The following is a 15,869-nucleotide window of genomic DNA, read 5'->3' as shown; positions in this document are numbered from 1 at the left end:
GGCTGCGATGAACAATGACTATATGATGCAAATTCTCAAGTGCTTTTGTCAAGCATGATTGAGATGCTCTTACCCTGTACCGGATAGCGTACAATTTGCCTTAAAAAACTTTGAAAATATCTGGATAGCTGACGGGTCAACATTAGAAGCATTATTTAAGAAGCTACAAAGTTTATCAGATGTACCGATTGGTCAATTAGCCGGAAAAATGGGAGTAATTATAGACCTAGTAACTCATCTTCCCGAAGAAATTTGGTTTGGGGAAAATCCGAAACAAGCAGATACTAATTGGGAAGAAGATTTACTAAAAACAGTTAAGCCAAAAACTTTGCTGTTATTGGACAGAGGCTTCTATCACTTCGCTTTTTGGTCAAAACTAATAGACCAAGAAATTGGATTTATCACTCGAATCAAGAAAGGTGCATCTTATCAAATCGAGCGGGTATTAACAAATACCTATGATGTCAAAGACCAGATAATTAAAATAGGTGCAGGCACAAAACAGACACCAGCTTTGACTATAAGATTAGTACAGATTCGCTCCAAGACTTCCTGGCGTTCTTATCTGACAAGTGTCCGAGAACCTGAAATATTGCCCCCCTATGTAGTAGCAGATTTATATCAAAGACGCTGGCGAATTGAAGACGCATTTTGTACAGTAAAAATATTATTAAATCTCAGCTATTTATGGACAGGTTCATTAAACGGAATCAAGCTCCAAATCTGGGCTACTTGGCTATTTTATGCGGTTTTAGTAGATTCTTGAGATGCAGTTGCAGATGAATTAGGAGTACCAATTGAACGGATTTCATTAGAAATGATTTATCGGGGGATGTATCATTTTTCTGTTGCCTATCAAAAAGGATTAGCTTCGGACTGAGTTAAGTATTTTGCCTCCGATAAAAATCAAGATTTAGGGATTGTTAAGCGACAGCGAAAACCTCATGTCAGGCTAATTATTTCTCCTTTCCCTGGAACTCAAAGAAGTCCCGAACAATTTTTTTTCAATAATAAAGGAACAAATGGAGTCATATTTTAATTGGTATCTCGGTAAAAAATGAGTAAGATTACTCATTGACAACAGTGTTTTTAGCTTAACTTGTGAGTAATGGTTGTAATTTTTCAATCAGCTTTTGTTGGGTTAGCACAATTTTGACCAGCTCCTCACGGCTCAACTGGTCAACTATTTCTAATTTTAGTGCTGCTGATAACTCTGACTTTTCGCTCATCTGACTACATTACCATATTTTTCGGCTCTCAATGAACTATTTTTTACCTGAATCCTTACCTTTCAACCTACCATTTTCGCCCGCCGCTGGCGGAGGAAAATCACCAAAAGTCCGATCGCACCTACCGCCAACAGCAGCCATTCTTCGGGTTCAGGAACCCCCGAAACGTTAAGAGGATTATTCGGCTTAGTTAACTGTTCCTTACCGGATTCTACCTCTCTGTCAAATCGATCGCTCTTAGCTTCCGCTGCTTTTAATTGCTCCCTTTGCGCGTCATTAACTAACACAATCATCGAAGAATAAGGCGTCACAACTTTGAAATTTTTAGCTACTGCGTGCATCGCATCCAGTTGCGTCAGTTGATTTGAACTTTTCTGCTTGCTAAGTGCAGTTATCAACTGCCGCGCAGCTATCGGTTTAAAGCCTTCATTTCCGGCATATTTTGACTCTGCGACTGCCGCCAATTTTGCGGTTTTTGCGGTTTTTTTCGACGGTGGGGTTTTGGCATAACTCCAAACATAGCCGTCAACAACACTAACTGTAGATTGGCCGGAAGCTGCTGTGGTTGCTACTCGCTGCATCGCCTCTTTCATATCTGTAGAAACTCCGCCACCGCTATCTTGAATAGCCTTCAATGTTGGGTCGTCGTAGCCGGGGGGTAAACCACCCAAATGCACTGTCCATAGGGGTGCAGAGATGGAAAGTTTAGGTTTGCGATCGTCCGACAATTCGTAACTGTGGCGATCGCTCACCAAAAATACAGTATCGTAACTTTTATCGCCCCCCAACTGTGCAAACTGTTGCAGCATATCTTTGAGCTGGATTGTACCGTAAAATGTCACCTTTGCCGCATCAAACTTGCGTACATCTTCCACAAACTTAGGCGGCATTCCCGCAGCGCTGGCGATATACAAATCAACAGCATTTTTGCTTGCTGCATGAGCTTTCAACCATTCAAAAGTCTCTTTTACTTCCTTACTTTCCGTCGCCATGCTGCGGGAAGTATCGAGAATAACTGCAAATTTCTTGCCTTGCGGTAACGAGTAATTTGCATCAGCCAACGGCTTAGCAGAAATGATATTTCCTCCCGGTAGAACCGCCTGCTGCACTGTTAGAGGTTGCTGTGTGGCTGCGGGCAAAAAGGGTGGCAGCCAAGTTTCTCTTGCTTCTTTCCCGCTGTATTTGACCTCTTTTCCGGCAATCGTGCGACGAGTATTTTGGTTCCAAAAAATGTTGCGTTTCTCAGCCAAAACAGGCATAGCCCAACCCTGCGGCTGGCGCATGACTTTGTAAGTAAGCCACAGGTGCATTTCCGTTGGCCCGTCAGTTTGGGTGAATTCTCGTTTAGCTGGGATTGGAAACGCCCGCAAGCGGTATTGTTTGGGGCCAATTTGTTCTAGCAAAGCCGGATCGACTCTTTCTACTACCTGTTGATTGTAGACTTGCTGGGCGGCACCTCTAGGCGATACCGTAAATGCAAAACGTTTGTTTAAATCCCCAGTATCTCCTAGCCAAACTCCTGTAACTGCGGCGCTTTCCGGCAGCGAAAAGTAGTAGAATACTTCTTGCAAGTTCGGCGTTTGATTTTTGTAAACTTCGTAGAGTTGAACGTCAGCCCAATCCCCGTTTTCTTTGACTGTCACTTCTTGCGACTGCAACCATACTTTTTCCTCACTGACATTCAGCAAACCGGCTTTGGCTTCTTCCCGGTTTGAGGTTGACTGCACCGCGTGTTTTACTGCTTCTGTGTCGCCTTTTTGCAGTTCCGTATCGAAGAATTCGCCGTAGAGTTTTTCGGCTTTTTCCACATCAGCACTAGAGCCTTGATACAAAAACGGCGACATTAAAAAATTATAGCTGTTTTGTACCGTTTGAGCTGCTCCGTCAGGCAAATTCAAACTATTTTTGTATATCTCATAAATGTGGTTGTTTTCTCTCACAGTGCTGAGGTAGCGGTAAGGGGACAAATAAGCGTTAACTAAGCCCGATCGAATCATATCAGACTTGGCTAATAAAGTTTGGCGAACCGTGTCATTTCCGGGGGGAGTCGCCAGCATTTTCATTACTGCCACTTGTGGCTGCTGCTGCAAAGCCGAGAAAATAGCCAGCCAAGCTGCTATGACTCCCAAACTTCCGATTAGCGCTTTATTTTTCCCGTATTGTGCTGCAAAACTCACCCATATTTTCCGCCCGGAATGAATGTATAGAAAGCCGTACAGCGAAGGCATGACAACGAATAAGCTACAGGTTAAACCAAACAATATAAACGATAGCGGTATCCAAATTAAAGCCGAGGCCCATGCCCCGTATTTAAACATTTCCAGAAATGGTGAAACCCATGTAAACTTGAAAAATTCAATGACTACAGTTAAGAATCCATAAAGTGTATACAATGCCACAGGTACAGCGTAATAAATCAGCAATGTTGCCGCCCAAATGCCAACTACTACCATTAAACTGTGACATCCTAATTGCAGCCACGCACTTCGCTTTTCTCCGATTAACTTAAAAAAACGAGGCTGTTTATTATGAGAATTCGGGGAATCGAAAATATTTTGCACATTTTCTCTTTTGCCCAGATATCCATACAGCATTTCCACTGAAAATGCTGCAATGCACAAAGCAATAGTAGCGATGATTTGAGAACTAGCTGGAGTGAGTTCTCGTAGCAGGAACAAGCGCAGCAAACAAAGCAAAAATAGCGGTGCTTCTACGCCGTAAAACCAACGCATTAGTTGTAGGGGTTGCTTCCTAAAACGCCTAGCTCCTATTACAGTACATACAGTGGGTACTGCGATCGTAGCTGCCATCGTCAAAGAAAACTCTAGGGGGATGATGCCATCGATTGTCGCCTTAATTAATGGCACTCCTATAAGAGGCAAAATTCCCAAGTAAACAATCGATAAAAATGTCAAATTCCAGACCCAAAAAATTGTTAGAAAAATTCCATCAAACACCTGTTGGATTTTCATTTACTTCTCCTTGTAAGCTTTGTTTAACGGTAGTGTATACATTACTAGCAAACTCTTTTACTTCATGATTTTCTGCTGGTAGCGAACTGTCAAATAAAATGGAAACTAGCACCCAATTGTGATCTTTGTTGGTGAGGTCGCTACCGATACGGGACATGAAGTTATCTGTAGTTAGCTGTGCAGATTGCAGCCAGTATGCTGCTGATAATTGGTTGTTTTTGAGAGACAGCCAGCGGGCCGTTACTGAAGGAGTTAGTTGTTTTTTTTCTATGCGATTGACGGGAATTCCGCTGGCTACAACACACAACTCGGGGGCGTGATAAGTTTGCCAGGATGTGCTCGCTACTGTGAGCATGGAACCGCGCAAGTTGCCGGCGACAAATCTAATTTTTTGTGTTTGCGTGTCTGGATAGTTGCCAAAGAATTTTTGTTCGCTAGGATTCAGGGGAATCGACTCTGATTTAATGTATTCAGGCAATCTTAAAGGTGCGATCGCCATTTTTGACGTTTCTACATGAGACAGTTGAGCCATGACTGCCAAAACTGTGACTGCTGCAATTATTACGGGTTTTGCTAAAGGGTGATCTTGGAGTATTTCTGAGTTTGGTTTTGCCGAAATACCGCTGGTTTTTTCTGGCTGAAATTTAGGTACTCGTTGCAGCATTAACCACGTCACAAAACAAGCACAGACTAAACCGACAATTCCCAGAGGAACGTGCATAATTTGTGCTAGGTTTGGCTGTTTAAACACTTCTGAAACCAGGACTAACACGGCAACTCGCGCAGCGTTAGCACACACCAAGATTAAGAGATTAGCAGCGCCGACTGCTACCCATCTTAAGCTCAATTTACGCCCTTCCAGCCAGGTAGCAGCTAGCAAAAATAGCGTTCCGACTAAGAGGGTTTTAATGCCGCTACAAGGCACGTCAACGTGAGCGATGCCGTTTTCCAAAACGATAATATCGTAAGAAGAAATAGCCACCACGTGCAGCATTGAGAGCAACTGTTCTACTACCTGAGCAGTAAGCACTCGCGCCGGCAAACCTAAGCCGCTATTCAACTGACTATTAAATGGTAAAATACAAGCCAGCAAGCCCGCAACTGGTAAGTTTTTTCGCCAAAAGTTCGGCTCTACTAATAAGCCGCACAGCCCGTAAGTTCCGAGGATAAATAGCAGGACAGTAACTTGTTTGATATCAATTATGCACTGAAGGGCGATCGAGCAAATACCCGCACCCAACATCAACAGCAGCGGATCTCGCCTCAAAACGAAATTGGGTGAAAATCCCGGCGGGCGATCCTCTTCGTTGGCGTAGCCCCCGTAGGGGCGGGCTGCGCTAACGCAGTTCCCGCTCGATCGCACTACTAATGCTACAATCAGAAAGCCAATTACTATTTTATATAGTGTGGGTATCTCAACAAACGAGGATAACAGCCACTTAACAGCCGAGATATTGGCCCAAAACCAAGCAAGCGCCAGCAAAAAAGGAGCCAGCCAAACCAAATTAACCGCAGGATGAGGAGTAACAGAATCTGGAATTGCAGAATCAGTGATATTGGTGCGCTGCATGATACGGCTTGACATTCACGTTGGTGACATCTTAGCTCAGCCAAATTGGTAATGTCCAGACCGATTATTTAAGTTTTGTCAAGCTTCGATTTTCTCTACAGAGAAGCTAGCGTTATAATAATTAATTTTAGCGGAGGTAAAAATGAGCGAAAAAAGCCCAGGATACAAAATTGTTAGCGATAACCGACAAGCGCGCCATCTCTATGAAATTATAGAGACATACCAAGTGGGAATCGAATTGAAGGGAACCGAAGTCAAATCAATTCGGGAAGGAAAAGCCAATTTGCGGGACGGATATGGTTTAGTTCGGAACGGGGAACTGTGGCTAATCAACGTTCACATTTCGCCTTGGAGAAGTGCTAGTAACTATTTTAATCACGAACCCCGCCGCACCCGTAAATTGCTGATGCACAAGCAGGAAATTCGCAAATTAATCGGCAAGGTGGAAGAAAAAGGCTTGACGTTAGTGCCGTTAAAAATGTATTTGAAAGGCGGCTGGGTAAAACTTGATATCGGTTTGGGTAAAGGGAAAAAACTGTACGACAAGCGCGAAGATTTGAAGAAACGTGAAGATAAGCGGGATATGGAAAGAGCGATGAAGCAATTTTAGTCATTAGTCAGTAGTCAGTAGTCAGTAGTCAGTAGTCAGTAGTCAGTAGTCAGTACTCATTAGTCATTAGTCATTAGTCATTAGACATTAGTCATTAGTCATTAGTCATTAGACATTAGTCATTAGACATCTCCGAAAAATAAACTCAAACCTTTGCTACTCGAAGGTTGAAATTTAATTTATGGAAATGTTTATTAAGCTGTTCTGCATTTAATACCAATTTTAAAAAAGAATGCAACAGTATTCTTGTTCCCCCCCTTAGCAAGGGGGGGCTAGGGGGGGTCGAAGAGTGTTGCACGATTTTAGAGAAATGGTATAAATTGTATGTCAAGAAAAATTCAATTCTTGTGGGGTGGGCGTCCCGCCCGCCCTGAATATACAATTTAAATGCGCGACAGCTTAGTCAGGAGTCATTAGTGGTTCATGATTGGTGATTGCTGATTAATGATGGGCTATTTTAAATCCAGTTTGGTTCATTACTCATCATAATATTTTTCAAAATCCTCAAGGGAGGATTTTGAGGATTTCCATCGTCACTACAAACTTAATTAGAGTTATTTCACCGGAGTCAATCTTACAGAAGATACCAGGTTGATGAACTACACCCCAGCTCGTTCGCTCTCGGTAGGGACATGGCCCAGGGTAAGTCCCTACACTTCATAAACCTGGAATACGCTGTATCTCCTCATACAGTCCCATACAGTCGATCGACTGACCGCTGACTAAGTATTATTACTTAGGCAAGGGGAAGAGTTCTACCTTCTTCCTGCTTCCCGCTTCTTTTTCCTGAAAATATCCGGATGGCTTGTGGAGTCTCATGAATGATTAACCTATGCTCGAATACCTCTGGGTAGTGGGAACATTACTCAAGCATTCGGCTGTGGACTAACAAACTCTTATGAGAAATGGGCTCAAACCTGAGTCATTTCGTAAGATTATGATGCCATTAGGGTGGCAATTAAATCTGGGAAACAAAATATCGCCCAACTCTCAAGTTAAAAAATGCTAAAAATGACACCATTAGCTAATATTTTCAATGCAATGAAAGAGCCAGCAAAAAAGCATCAGAACTCCAAGTGGGGAGCCTTCTTGCTGATGCTAGCAGTAGGGTTTGGCGGCTGGCAAATTGGGTTGCCGGAACTGGCATCTTTTTTTAATAATAGGGCTTTTGAAAACTACAAAGCCAATCGATTCGCTGATACTCAACAAGCATATGAGTTAGCGCTCTGGGTAGATCCAAAAAGCCGAACAGCTCTTTACAATTTAGGATGGCTTTGCGAAGAGGTGCAAGATTTACAATGCGCCCGAGGAAAATATCTGCAAGCTGCCAAACTCGGTCTGCCTGCTGCTTACAGCAATCTGGCTCGATTATATATAGTTGATCAAAAAAACTATCCGGCTGCGGTTCACTTCCTGTGGCAAGGTTTGAAATTAGCTGAGGACGATCGAGTAAAATATTCTTTACTCAAAAATTTGGGATGGGCTCGCCTGGAACAGGGTCGATATTCAGAGGCATTGCAGCATCTGGATGAAGCCATTAAACTTGATAGTGAAGGACCAGCAACTTACTGCTTAAAAGCGCAAGTCCTAGAAAAGATGAAAAATACTAAGGAAGCGCTACCGCAGTGGAAAATTTGTCTAAAGTATGCGGATTCTCAAGAATTCGATGAGGATATATGGATAGGGATGGCACGTCAACGATTAAACGAGGAAAAAACAAAAAAATGAAACGCACAGTTTTGCTTTCATCAACCATACTGGCAATTATAACGGTACTGGAGCTAAGTCAAGCCTCAAAAGCACTCCCAACTCCTGTGACTGTTAACCCTGCCGTTAATGAATCAGTCAAAATGCTGTTCAACTCGAATCAGTCGATGCGACAGTGCAGAGATAGAAATGGTGGAAAATATGCGTGTCCGAGATTCATCATGACTCCGGAGAGCGAAGAATAAGAGTTATTTTCAAGAAATTTTGTAGAGTGTACCATAACCACTTTACACAAACAGGTATGTAGTATGTAGTAGTAAATATGCAGGGTGCGCGCTGCGCACCTTACTATCGATCATTGCTGTGTCCTTACAGCCACGATGTAGCGCTCGCTTCGATATCCGCTAAAGGCTGATTTGTCCAATTTACTCGTCCCACCTTCTGAGCCACTTTTTTCGCTGCTTCGCCGGAAATAATATCACCGGCTTCAACTTGCTTCAAACCTCGGTCAACTTTGTCAAGGAAGTAAACCCTCTTCATAACTTCCTCAAAAGTAATCTCTGGTGGCATTTCTTCTACAACCTTTAAGACTCTATATTTTACTGTAATATCTGACATGACCCCCGACTTTTTTTGTTGAGTCTGCTCTAGGATAACAGTCTCTGTCCTCCTATCAGAGTAGTCCGTGTCAGTATATCTACAGAATCGTAGATTTACTTAGTTAGGCTAACAAATTTAGGCAGGACGAAACCTAGACAGAAACTGGATTATATAAATTAGAGATTCAAATTTTACCGATAACCTCTAAGTTTCAAAGTGCTTCTGATAGATAGAAAGCAACCAGTAGCCTCCGTCTAATTACTGAATACTGGGAAATACTCAGTATTGAATGAGCAGTTTAGACAGTTGGCTAAACAGTAGTTTAGCCGATAGCTCTAACAAAAATTTTAAGTTACAATTTGCTGGAAGTGATAAAAGTGCCTTCACTCATTAGTAGGGACTCCAAGTTGTGACCGCATCAGTCTGCTTTTATTTGACTGATTGCCGTTAATGTGAGGAAATTTTAAGGAATTTCCTGTTATGAATAAGCCCCTACTTCTAATTCCTTGAAAGAGGTGGAATTCGGGTAGAGCTAAATTCAACTCCTAAATTGTTGCCCATTACTTGAGGAAAATTGAGATGAAAACACTTCTAGATATAATAGAGAAAAAGAATCAGGAGTTTGCTCAGTTGCCGTTTTTCGACTATATGAAAGATGAAAGTGTGGAGCCTCGCCAAAAACTGGCATTTGCGCCAGTGATCACCCCACTGGCACTGGAGTTCAGCGAGTTGTGCAAGCGGGTTTTGCGAGAGGAACCCACGACAAACAAGATTCAAGAAATGGTGAATCGGCACACTCATGAAGAACATTTTCACTGGCAATGGCTGCTGGAAGACATGGAGAAGATGGGCATGAATTATTCCATGCCTTTCAGCGACGTTGTACGATTCATTTGGAGTGATCACACCAAGGTATCTCGCTCCATGCTTCCTCTGTTTGAACGCTACACCTACCAAGCCGATCCGATCATAAAGCTGGTGGCGATCGAGGTTTCTGAAGTTACAGCCAATGTTTTTTTCCGGGCAACCAATCCGGTGGCAATGCAACTGCAAGCCATGACCGGGCATGAGTTCCGCTATTTTGGTATGTGTCACAATCACATTGAAAATACCCACACGCTCCATACTCCAGCCTCTTTGCAAGCCATCAGAGACATTGAAGTCCCAGAGGAGATTCGCCAACAAGCGATGGAGTTGATTGATGTCGCCTTTGACTATTTTGCAGAACTGGTCAATGAATTTTTGGTTTACATTAAAACTCATTCCTACGAAAATCAGTTTGGCAAGGCGGCTCTTTCAGAGCGAGCATTGAGCGCCTTCTAATTTATTGCCATTAGTCAGTTGTTGTAGCGATGGTAGAGGGGATAACGCTTCTGTTCTACCATCTTTTTTTAGTAGTATTAAGTTGATATTTACAAATGGCTTGTGCTCTATCTATTCGATCGGTTTATGCTGAAAAAATATGAGTGTAGTGTGAAAGTAACCTTGAGAGTGGATAGAATGAATCCATTGTCTTGAACAGGATTTATGCTAAAGAGCTTGATTGGAATTCCAGGGTATCGATTTCATGAAACGATTTACACCAGTTCCAGAACGGTGGTTTACCGGGGCTGGCGAGAGTGGGATCAAACTCCCGTTGTGATCAAACTTCTAAAAACGGCTTATCCCAGCCTGGTTGAATTAGCACAATTCAAGAACCAATATGCGATCGCCCAAATTTTGAACATGGCTGATGTTGTCCGTTTCTATAGTCTGGAGACCTATCAAAATCAGCTTGCTCTAATTATGGAGGACTTCGGAGGAATTTCACTCAAGGAGTATGCAGCGCTTTGGGGCCAGCAATCTGAAGTGAACACCTCACTTCATAAGGCTCCTCGCTACGAGCCACTGTTTCTCACCGAATTTTTGCAGATTGCGATCGCCCTCGCCCAATCGCTCAACAATCTCTACTGTCATCGCATTATTCATAAAGATATCAAGCCTGCCAATATTCTGATTCATCCCACCACCAAGCAGATTAAGCTGATTGACTTTAGCATCGCTTCCCTGCTGCCCAGAGAAACGCAACTTTTGACAAGTCCTTCAGTGCTGGAAGGGACGCTGGAGTATTTATCCCCTGAACAAACCGGGCGGATGAACCGGGGCATTGACTACCGCACCGATTTCTATTCGCTAGGCATCACCTTCTACGAATTGCTCACTGGCCAGTTGCCGTTTCAATCGGACGATGCACTCGAACTGGTACATTGCCACATCGCCAAACAAGCCCCCGCCGTCCATAACCTGAATCCTGCCGTGCCGCCGCTCCTCTCGGAGGTGGTGAGCAAACTGATGGCGAAGAATGCCGAAGATCGCTATCAGACCGCCTGGGGACTGAAGCACGACCTGGAAACCTGTTTGCATCAATGGAACGCAACGGCCATCATTGTGCCGTTTAAGCTGGGACACCGGGATACTTGCGATCGCTTCGTGATTCCTGAAAAGCTGTATGGTCGGGAAGCGGAAGTGACCATGCTGCTGGCAGCCTTTGAGCGGGTGCAGCAGGGTGCCACCGAACTGATGCTGGTGGCGGGCTTTTCCGGCGTGGGCAAAACTGCCGTCGTCCACGAAGTGCACAAGCTGATCGTGCGCGAACACGGGTACTTCATCAAAGGCAAGTTCGATCAATTCCAACGCAACATCCCCTTCTCGGCGTTGGTGCAGGCGTTCCGCGACTTGATGGGGCAACTGCTGACCGAGAGCGATGCCCAGATTGATCTATGGAAGACCAAGATTCTGGGTGCACTGGGCGAGAATAGCCAGGTGATCGTCGAAGTAATTCCAGAACTCCAACGAATCATTGGCGAACAGTCTCCTGCGTCCGAACTGTCCGGCAGTGCAGCCCAAAATCGCTTTAATCTGTTGTTCCAAAAGTTCATCCAGGTTTTCACCACGCAAGATCATCCCCTGGTGGTTTTTCTGGATGACCTGCAATGGGCAGACTCCGCCTCGCTCAAGCTGATGCAACTGCTGATGAGCGAAGCAAAAAGCCACTATTTGCTGCTGGTGGGTGCGTATCGGGATAACGAAGTTTCGCCCGCGCATCCGTTAATGCAGATGATCGAAGAATTGCTGCAGGCATCGGTCACGGTCAATAAAATTGCTCTAGCTCCCTTGACCCCTATCCACCTGAATTACTTGATTGCCGATACTCTAAATGCCTCACCAGAGCAAGCAATTTCCTTGACAAAGTTGGTGCATCAAAAGACCCAGGGGAATCCTTTTTTCAGCAATCAATTTATTAAATCGCTTTATGACGATGGACTGATTATATTTGATGCCTCTGTGGGCGGTTGGCATTATGACATCGCCCCAATCCGCGCTATGAGCCTGATTGAGGATGTGGTGGAATTTGTGGCCAAGCAATTGCAGAAGTTGTCGCTGGAAACCCAAAATGTCTTGAAACTGGCGGCTTGTATTGGCAACCAGTTTGACCTGGAAACGTTGGCGATCGTGTATGAGCAATCTCCCAAAGAGACGGCTGCTGCTTTGTGGCAAGCCCTCAAAGAAGGAGTGATTTTGCCCAACGGGGAGGGATACAAATTATTCCCGGCCGATGGTTGGACACTTGTGACAGAAAATGCACCCATCCCTAGCGCTCAGGAAAAACCGATCGTCTCCTACAACTTTCTTCACGATCGCGTCCAACAAGCAGCCTACTCGTTGATTCCAGACGATGACAAACAGGCGACTCATCTCAAAATCGGGCAACGGCTGTTGAGCAATGTGCCAGAAGCCGAGCGAGAAGCCAATGTTTTTGAGATTGTGAATCACCTGAATATCGGTATCGAGTTGATTCGATCGCAGGACGAGCGGGAGCAACTCGCTCAACTCAACCTGATCGCAGGACGAAAAGCCCTCGCTTCCACCGCGCACAAAGCTGCTATGGAGTATTTGACCGGGGGAATCCGCTTGCTGCGATCGGACTGCTGGCATCGTCAGTATGCGTTAACCCTGTCTCTGCATGAGTCAGCGGCTGAAGCGGCTTATCTCTGCGGAGCCTATGAGCAGATGGAGGAACTGGGTGAGGCCGTGATGCAGCAAGCCAAGACTTTGCTCGATCGCGTGGGCATTTACGACATCAAAATTCAGGCCTATACAACCCAAAATAATGTGCTGGCTGCGATCGCGATCGCTCGGCAAGCGATGGCACAGTTCGACCTCGTTTTTCCTCTTGAACCCACCCCGGCTGACATTCAGGCAGCCCTCCAAGAAACGGCTGTTCTGCTGGGCGGGCGTAATCCAGAAGAACTGGTCGATTTGCCGATGATGACGGCGGCAGACAAACTGGCGGTTGTTCAAATTGTGGCCAGTGTGGCTCCCGCTGTTTATATTGCCGCCCCAAATCTGTTTCCGTTGCTCATTTTGTCGCAGGTGAAAGCCTCGATTCAGTATGGTAATGCGCCCTTTTCTGCGTTCTGCTATGCCTGCTACGGAATTCTTCTAAACGGGATTTTGCAAGACATTGAAGTGGCCGATCGGGTGGGCAAATTGGCGTTAGGGTTGAATGCCAAGTTGAATATCAACGTCATCAAGCCCACGGTTTTATATGTCGTGGGTGCTTTCATCATCTATCTGAAATCTCATCTCCAGAATGCTGTGCAGTTGATGTTGGAAGGCTATAAAATTGCGCTCGACACGGGAAATATCTACTACCTCGGCTTCAATGCGAAAGATATTTGTCAGTATTCCTATTTCCTGGGGCGGGAACTGCCTCGGCTAGAGGAAGATATGCAGGCTTATAGTCTTGTCCTGGAGAATTTCCAACAAACTACCACCCTCAACTACTGCCGGATCTATCATCAAGTGGTTCTTAACTTACTAGGCAAGGCTAAGAATGCTTGTGTTCTGACTGGTCAAGCATTGAACGAGGAAGAATTATTACCTCAGCTAATTGCTGCAAATGAATTTACAGGACTGCACTATTTCTACGTTCATAAACTAATTCTCTGCTATCTGTTTGGGGATCTATCTTTGGCGATCGCAACTGCTACTCAAGCCAGACAGTATCTAGGAGCAGGCACCGGATACGCCACGATTCCGGTCTTTCATTTTTATGATTCGCTCACTGCGCTAGCTGCCTATCCTACTGCTACACCGTTTGAACAGGCAGAATTGCTGCAACGAGTGACTGAGAACCAGCAAAAAATGCAAACCTGGGCCAGTCATGCGCCCATGAATTATCTGCATAAATTTGAGTTGGTGGCAGCGGAACGGTGTCGGGTGTTGGGTCAAACGGCGATCGCGCTCGATCACTACGATCGCGCGATCGCGGCTGCCAAAGCCAACGAATACACGCAAGAAGAAGCCCTTGCCAACGAACTTGCAGCTCGATTCTATCTAGACTGGGGGAAAGAAGCGATCGCTCAGGTTTACCTGACGAATGCCTATTATGCCTACGGACGCTGGGGCGCGAAGGCAAAGCTAGATGACTTGGAACACCACTATCCCCAACTCTTGGCTCCGATCGTGCAGGGCGAGGAGGCAAGCTCTCCCATCCGGGCCGTTCGCTCCACCACCACCGGGGCGGGACGTAGCAGTTCCAGCATTTCCGAAGCTCTAGATTTGGCAACCGTGATCAAAGCATCTCATGCGCTGGCCGGAGAAATTGAGTTGGAGAAGCTACTGGCAACGTTGATGCAGGTAGTGGTTGAAAATGCCGGAGCCGAAAAATGTGTACTGCTGCTGCGACATGAGGAAAATTGGGTGATTGCGGCCCAAACCGCGACCAATGTTGAGCTCGAAACTCCGTTAGAAGTGGGAACCCAGCGCTCCCAACTCTGTGAAAATTCGGCGTTTGGCTTGCGATCGCGACCCCTGCGATCGAGCCGCGACATTCCCCACTCCGTTGTTAACTATGTTTCCCGCACTGCCGAGCCTTTAGTGCTGGATGATGCCCGACTGGAAACGACCTTTGCCACCGATCCCTACATGATTCAACAACAGCCCAAAAGCTTGCTGTGTATGCCAATCTGTAATCGCGGCAAGTTGATTGGCATGGTGTATCTGGAAAATAATTTGACGATCGGCGCTTTCACTCGTAGCTGTCTGGAAGTTCTGCGGTTGCTCACGGCGCAGGCAGCGATCTCGCTGCAAAATGCAATGCTATACAACAAGCTTGCTGTGGCAAAAGTGGAACTGGAGCAAGCAAACCATACGCTGGAAAAGCGAGTCGAGCAGCGAACTCAGGAATTGCACGAGAAAAATCAACATCTCTCTACCACCCTAGAGCAACTGCAACGCACGCAAACCCAATTAATTCAAACTGAGAAAATGTCAGGGTTGGGGCAACTGGTGGCTGGAGTGGCTCATGAAATCAACAATCCAGTCAACTTCATCTACGGCAATCTGATCCACACTGCTGAGTATACGGGGCATTTACTGGACTTAGTGGAGCTTTATCAACAGACCTATCCAGCGACCAACCGCCAAATTGAGGAGAAGATTACAGAAATCGACTTGGACTTCCTGATTGAAGACTTGCCCAAGATACTGAGTTCAATGAAAGTAGGGGCCGAGCGCATTCGTCAAATTGTCCTATCCCTGCGAAACTTCTCGCGACTGGATGAAGCAGAAATGAAGCCTGTTGACATCCATGAGGGAATTGACAGCACACTCATGATTTTGCAAAATCGGCTGAAAGCAAAACCCGATTGTCCTGCCATTGAAGTTATCAAAGAATACGGCGATTTACCAAGGGTAGAGTGCTATGCAGGCCAGTTGAACCAGGTATTTATGAATATTCTGGCAAACGCACTTGATGCTTTAGATAACTACAACGCTCAGCGTTCTGCGAAAGACGCACTCAATAATCCCAGTTCCATCACAATTCGGACTAAGTTATTGACTAACAATACTCAGCCTAGTCATTCTAAAAGAGTGGTGATTCAAATTCAAGACAACGGTTCTGGGATGACGCAACAGGTTAGACAACAGTTGTTTGACCCCTTCTTCACCACAAAACCTATTGGTCAAGGGACTGGATTAGGACTGTCAATTAGCTATCAAATTGTAGTTGCTAAACATGGTGGCTCCCTCCAATGCTCTTCTGAACCCGGTCGAGGGGCTGAATTCTGGATTGAAATTCCAGTTTGCCAAAGCAGTAGTGACTGTACTGCCGTGGCTAACTGAGTATTCGTAGG

General features: G+C 45.2%; 8 protein-coding genes and 1 pseudogene. 6 read left to right on the top strand and 3 right to left on the bottom strand.

The genetic code is table 11. The annotated features are described in order from the left end of the window. Positions 1–76: 76 nt before the first annotated feature. Positions 77–1,039, top strand: a pseudogene (locus tag QUA43_RS29115) (IS4 family transposase); the annotation flags it as partial. Between the two features lie 252 nt (positions 1,040–1,291). Here the strand turns inward: QUA43_RS29115 and QUA43_RS29110 are convergent. Further along, a complete protein-coding gene (locus tag QUA43_RS29110; RefSeq protein ID WP_333379059.1) occupies positions 1,292–4,201 on the bottom strand; it encodes a TIGR02921 family PEP-CTERM protein in 2,910 nt (969 codons plus the stop codon). After that, positions 4,179–5,786 (bottom strand): exosortase O, encoded by a 1,608-nt coding sequence (gene xrtO / locus QUA43_RS29105; RefSeq protein ID WP_333379057.1) that lies wholly within the window; start codon positions 5,784–5,786, stop codon positions 4,179–4,181. Before xrtO ends, QUA43_RS29110 begins: the two co-directional genes overlap by 23 nt. A gap of 127 nt (positions 5,787–5,913) precedes the next feature. Here xrtO and smpB point away from each other — a divergent pair, with 127 nt between their 5' ends. The 3 genes from smpB (at position 5,914) to QUA43_RS29090 (ending at position 8,333) form a co-directional block, all read left to right on the top strand. Then, on the top strand, positions 5,914–6,381 hold the full coding sequence (smpB, locus tag QUA43_RS29100; RefSeq protein ID WP_006631384.1) for an SsrA-binding protein SmpB: 468 nt from the start codon (positions 5,914–5,916) through the stop codon (positions 6,379–6,381). 1,011 nt (positions 6,382–7,392) lie between these two features. After that, entirely contained in the window at positions 7,393–8,109 is a 717-nt protein-coding gene (locus QUA43_RS29095; RefSeq protein WP_333379055.1) for a tetratricopeptide repeat protein, read from the top strand. Continuing rightward, positions 8,106–8,333 (top strand): Osc7112_2153 family protein, encoded by a 228-nt coding sequence (locus QUA43_RS29090; RefSeq protein WP_333379053.1) that lies wholly within the window; start codon positions 8,106–8,108, stop codon positions 8,331–8,333. The genes QUA43_RS29095 and QUA43_RS29090 overlap by 4 nt, the downstream gene beginning before the upstream one ends. 124 nt (positions 8,334–8,457) lie before the next feature. On the opposite strand, the gene QUA43_RS29085 is transcribed toward QUA43_RS29090, so the two are convergent. Then, entirely contained in the window at positions 8,458–8,706 is a 249-nt protein-coding gene (locus QUA43_RS29085; RefSeq protein WP_333379052.1) for a hypothetical protein, read from the bottom strand. Positions 8,707–9,267: 561 nt separating this feature from the next. On the opposite strand from QUA43_RS29085, the gene QUA43_RS29080 reads away from it, so the two are divergent. Both QUA43_RS29080 and QUA43_RS29075 read left to right on the top strand, forming a co-directional pair. Next, entirely contained in the window at positions 9,268–10,011 is a 744-nt protein-coding gene (locus tag QUA43_RS29080) for a hypothetical protein (RefSeq protein WP_333379050.1), read from the top strand. A 204-nt stretch (positions 10,012–10,215) separates the two neighbouring features. Next, a complete protein-coding gene (locus QUA43_RS29075; RefSeq protein ID WP_333379048.1) occupies positions 10,216–15,858 on the top strand; it encodes an AAA family ATPase in 5,643 nt (1,880 codons plus the stop codon). Positions 15,859–15,869: the final 11 nt, after the last annotated feature.

It is taken from the genome of Microcoleus sp. N9_B4 (assembly GCF_036701635.1).
Taxonomy (GTDB): domain Bacteria; phylum Cyanobacteriota; class Cyanobacteriia; order Cyanobacteriales; family Microcoleaceae; genus Microcoleus.
The sequence above is the reverse complement of the archived record's forward strand: the minus strand, read 5'-3'. Positions and strand labels throughout refer to the sequence as shown.

Coding starts and splice junctions, on each gene's coding strand:
- QUA43_RS29080 (WP_333379050.1), top strand. CDS start 9,268: ATGAAAACACTTCTAGATATAATAGAGAAAAAGAATCAGGAGTTTGCT.
- QUA43_RS29110 (WP_333379059.1), bottom strand. CDS start 4,201: ATGAAAATCCAACAGGTGTTTGATGGAATTTTTCTAACAATTTTTTGG.
- xrtO (WP_333379057.1), bottom strand. CDS start 5,786: ATGTCAAGCCGTATCATGCAGCGCACCAATATCACTGATTCTGCAATT.
- QUA43_RS29095 (WP_333379055.1), top strand. CDS start 7,393: ATGACACCATTAGCTAATATTTTCAATGCAATGAAAGAGCCAGCAAAA.
- QUA43_RS29090 (WP_333379053.1), top strand. CDS start 8,106: ATGAAACGCACAGTTTTGCTTTCATCAACCATACTGGCAATTATAACG.
- QUA43_RS29085 (WP_333379052.1), bottom strand. CDS start 8,706: ATGTCAGATATTACAGTAAAATATAGAGTCTTAAAGGTTGTAGAAGAA.
- smpB (WP_006631384.1), top strand. CDS start 5,914: ATGAGCGAAAAAAGCCCAGGATACAAAATTGTTAGCGATAACCGACAA.
- QUA43_RS29075 (WP_333379048.1), top strand. CDS start 10,216: ATGCTAAAGAGCTTGATTGGAATTCCAGGGTATCGATTTCATGAAACG.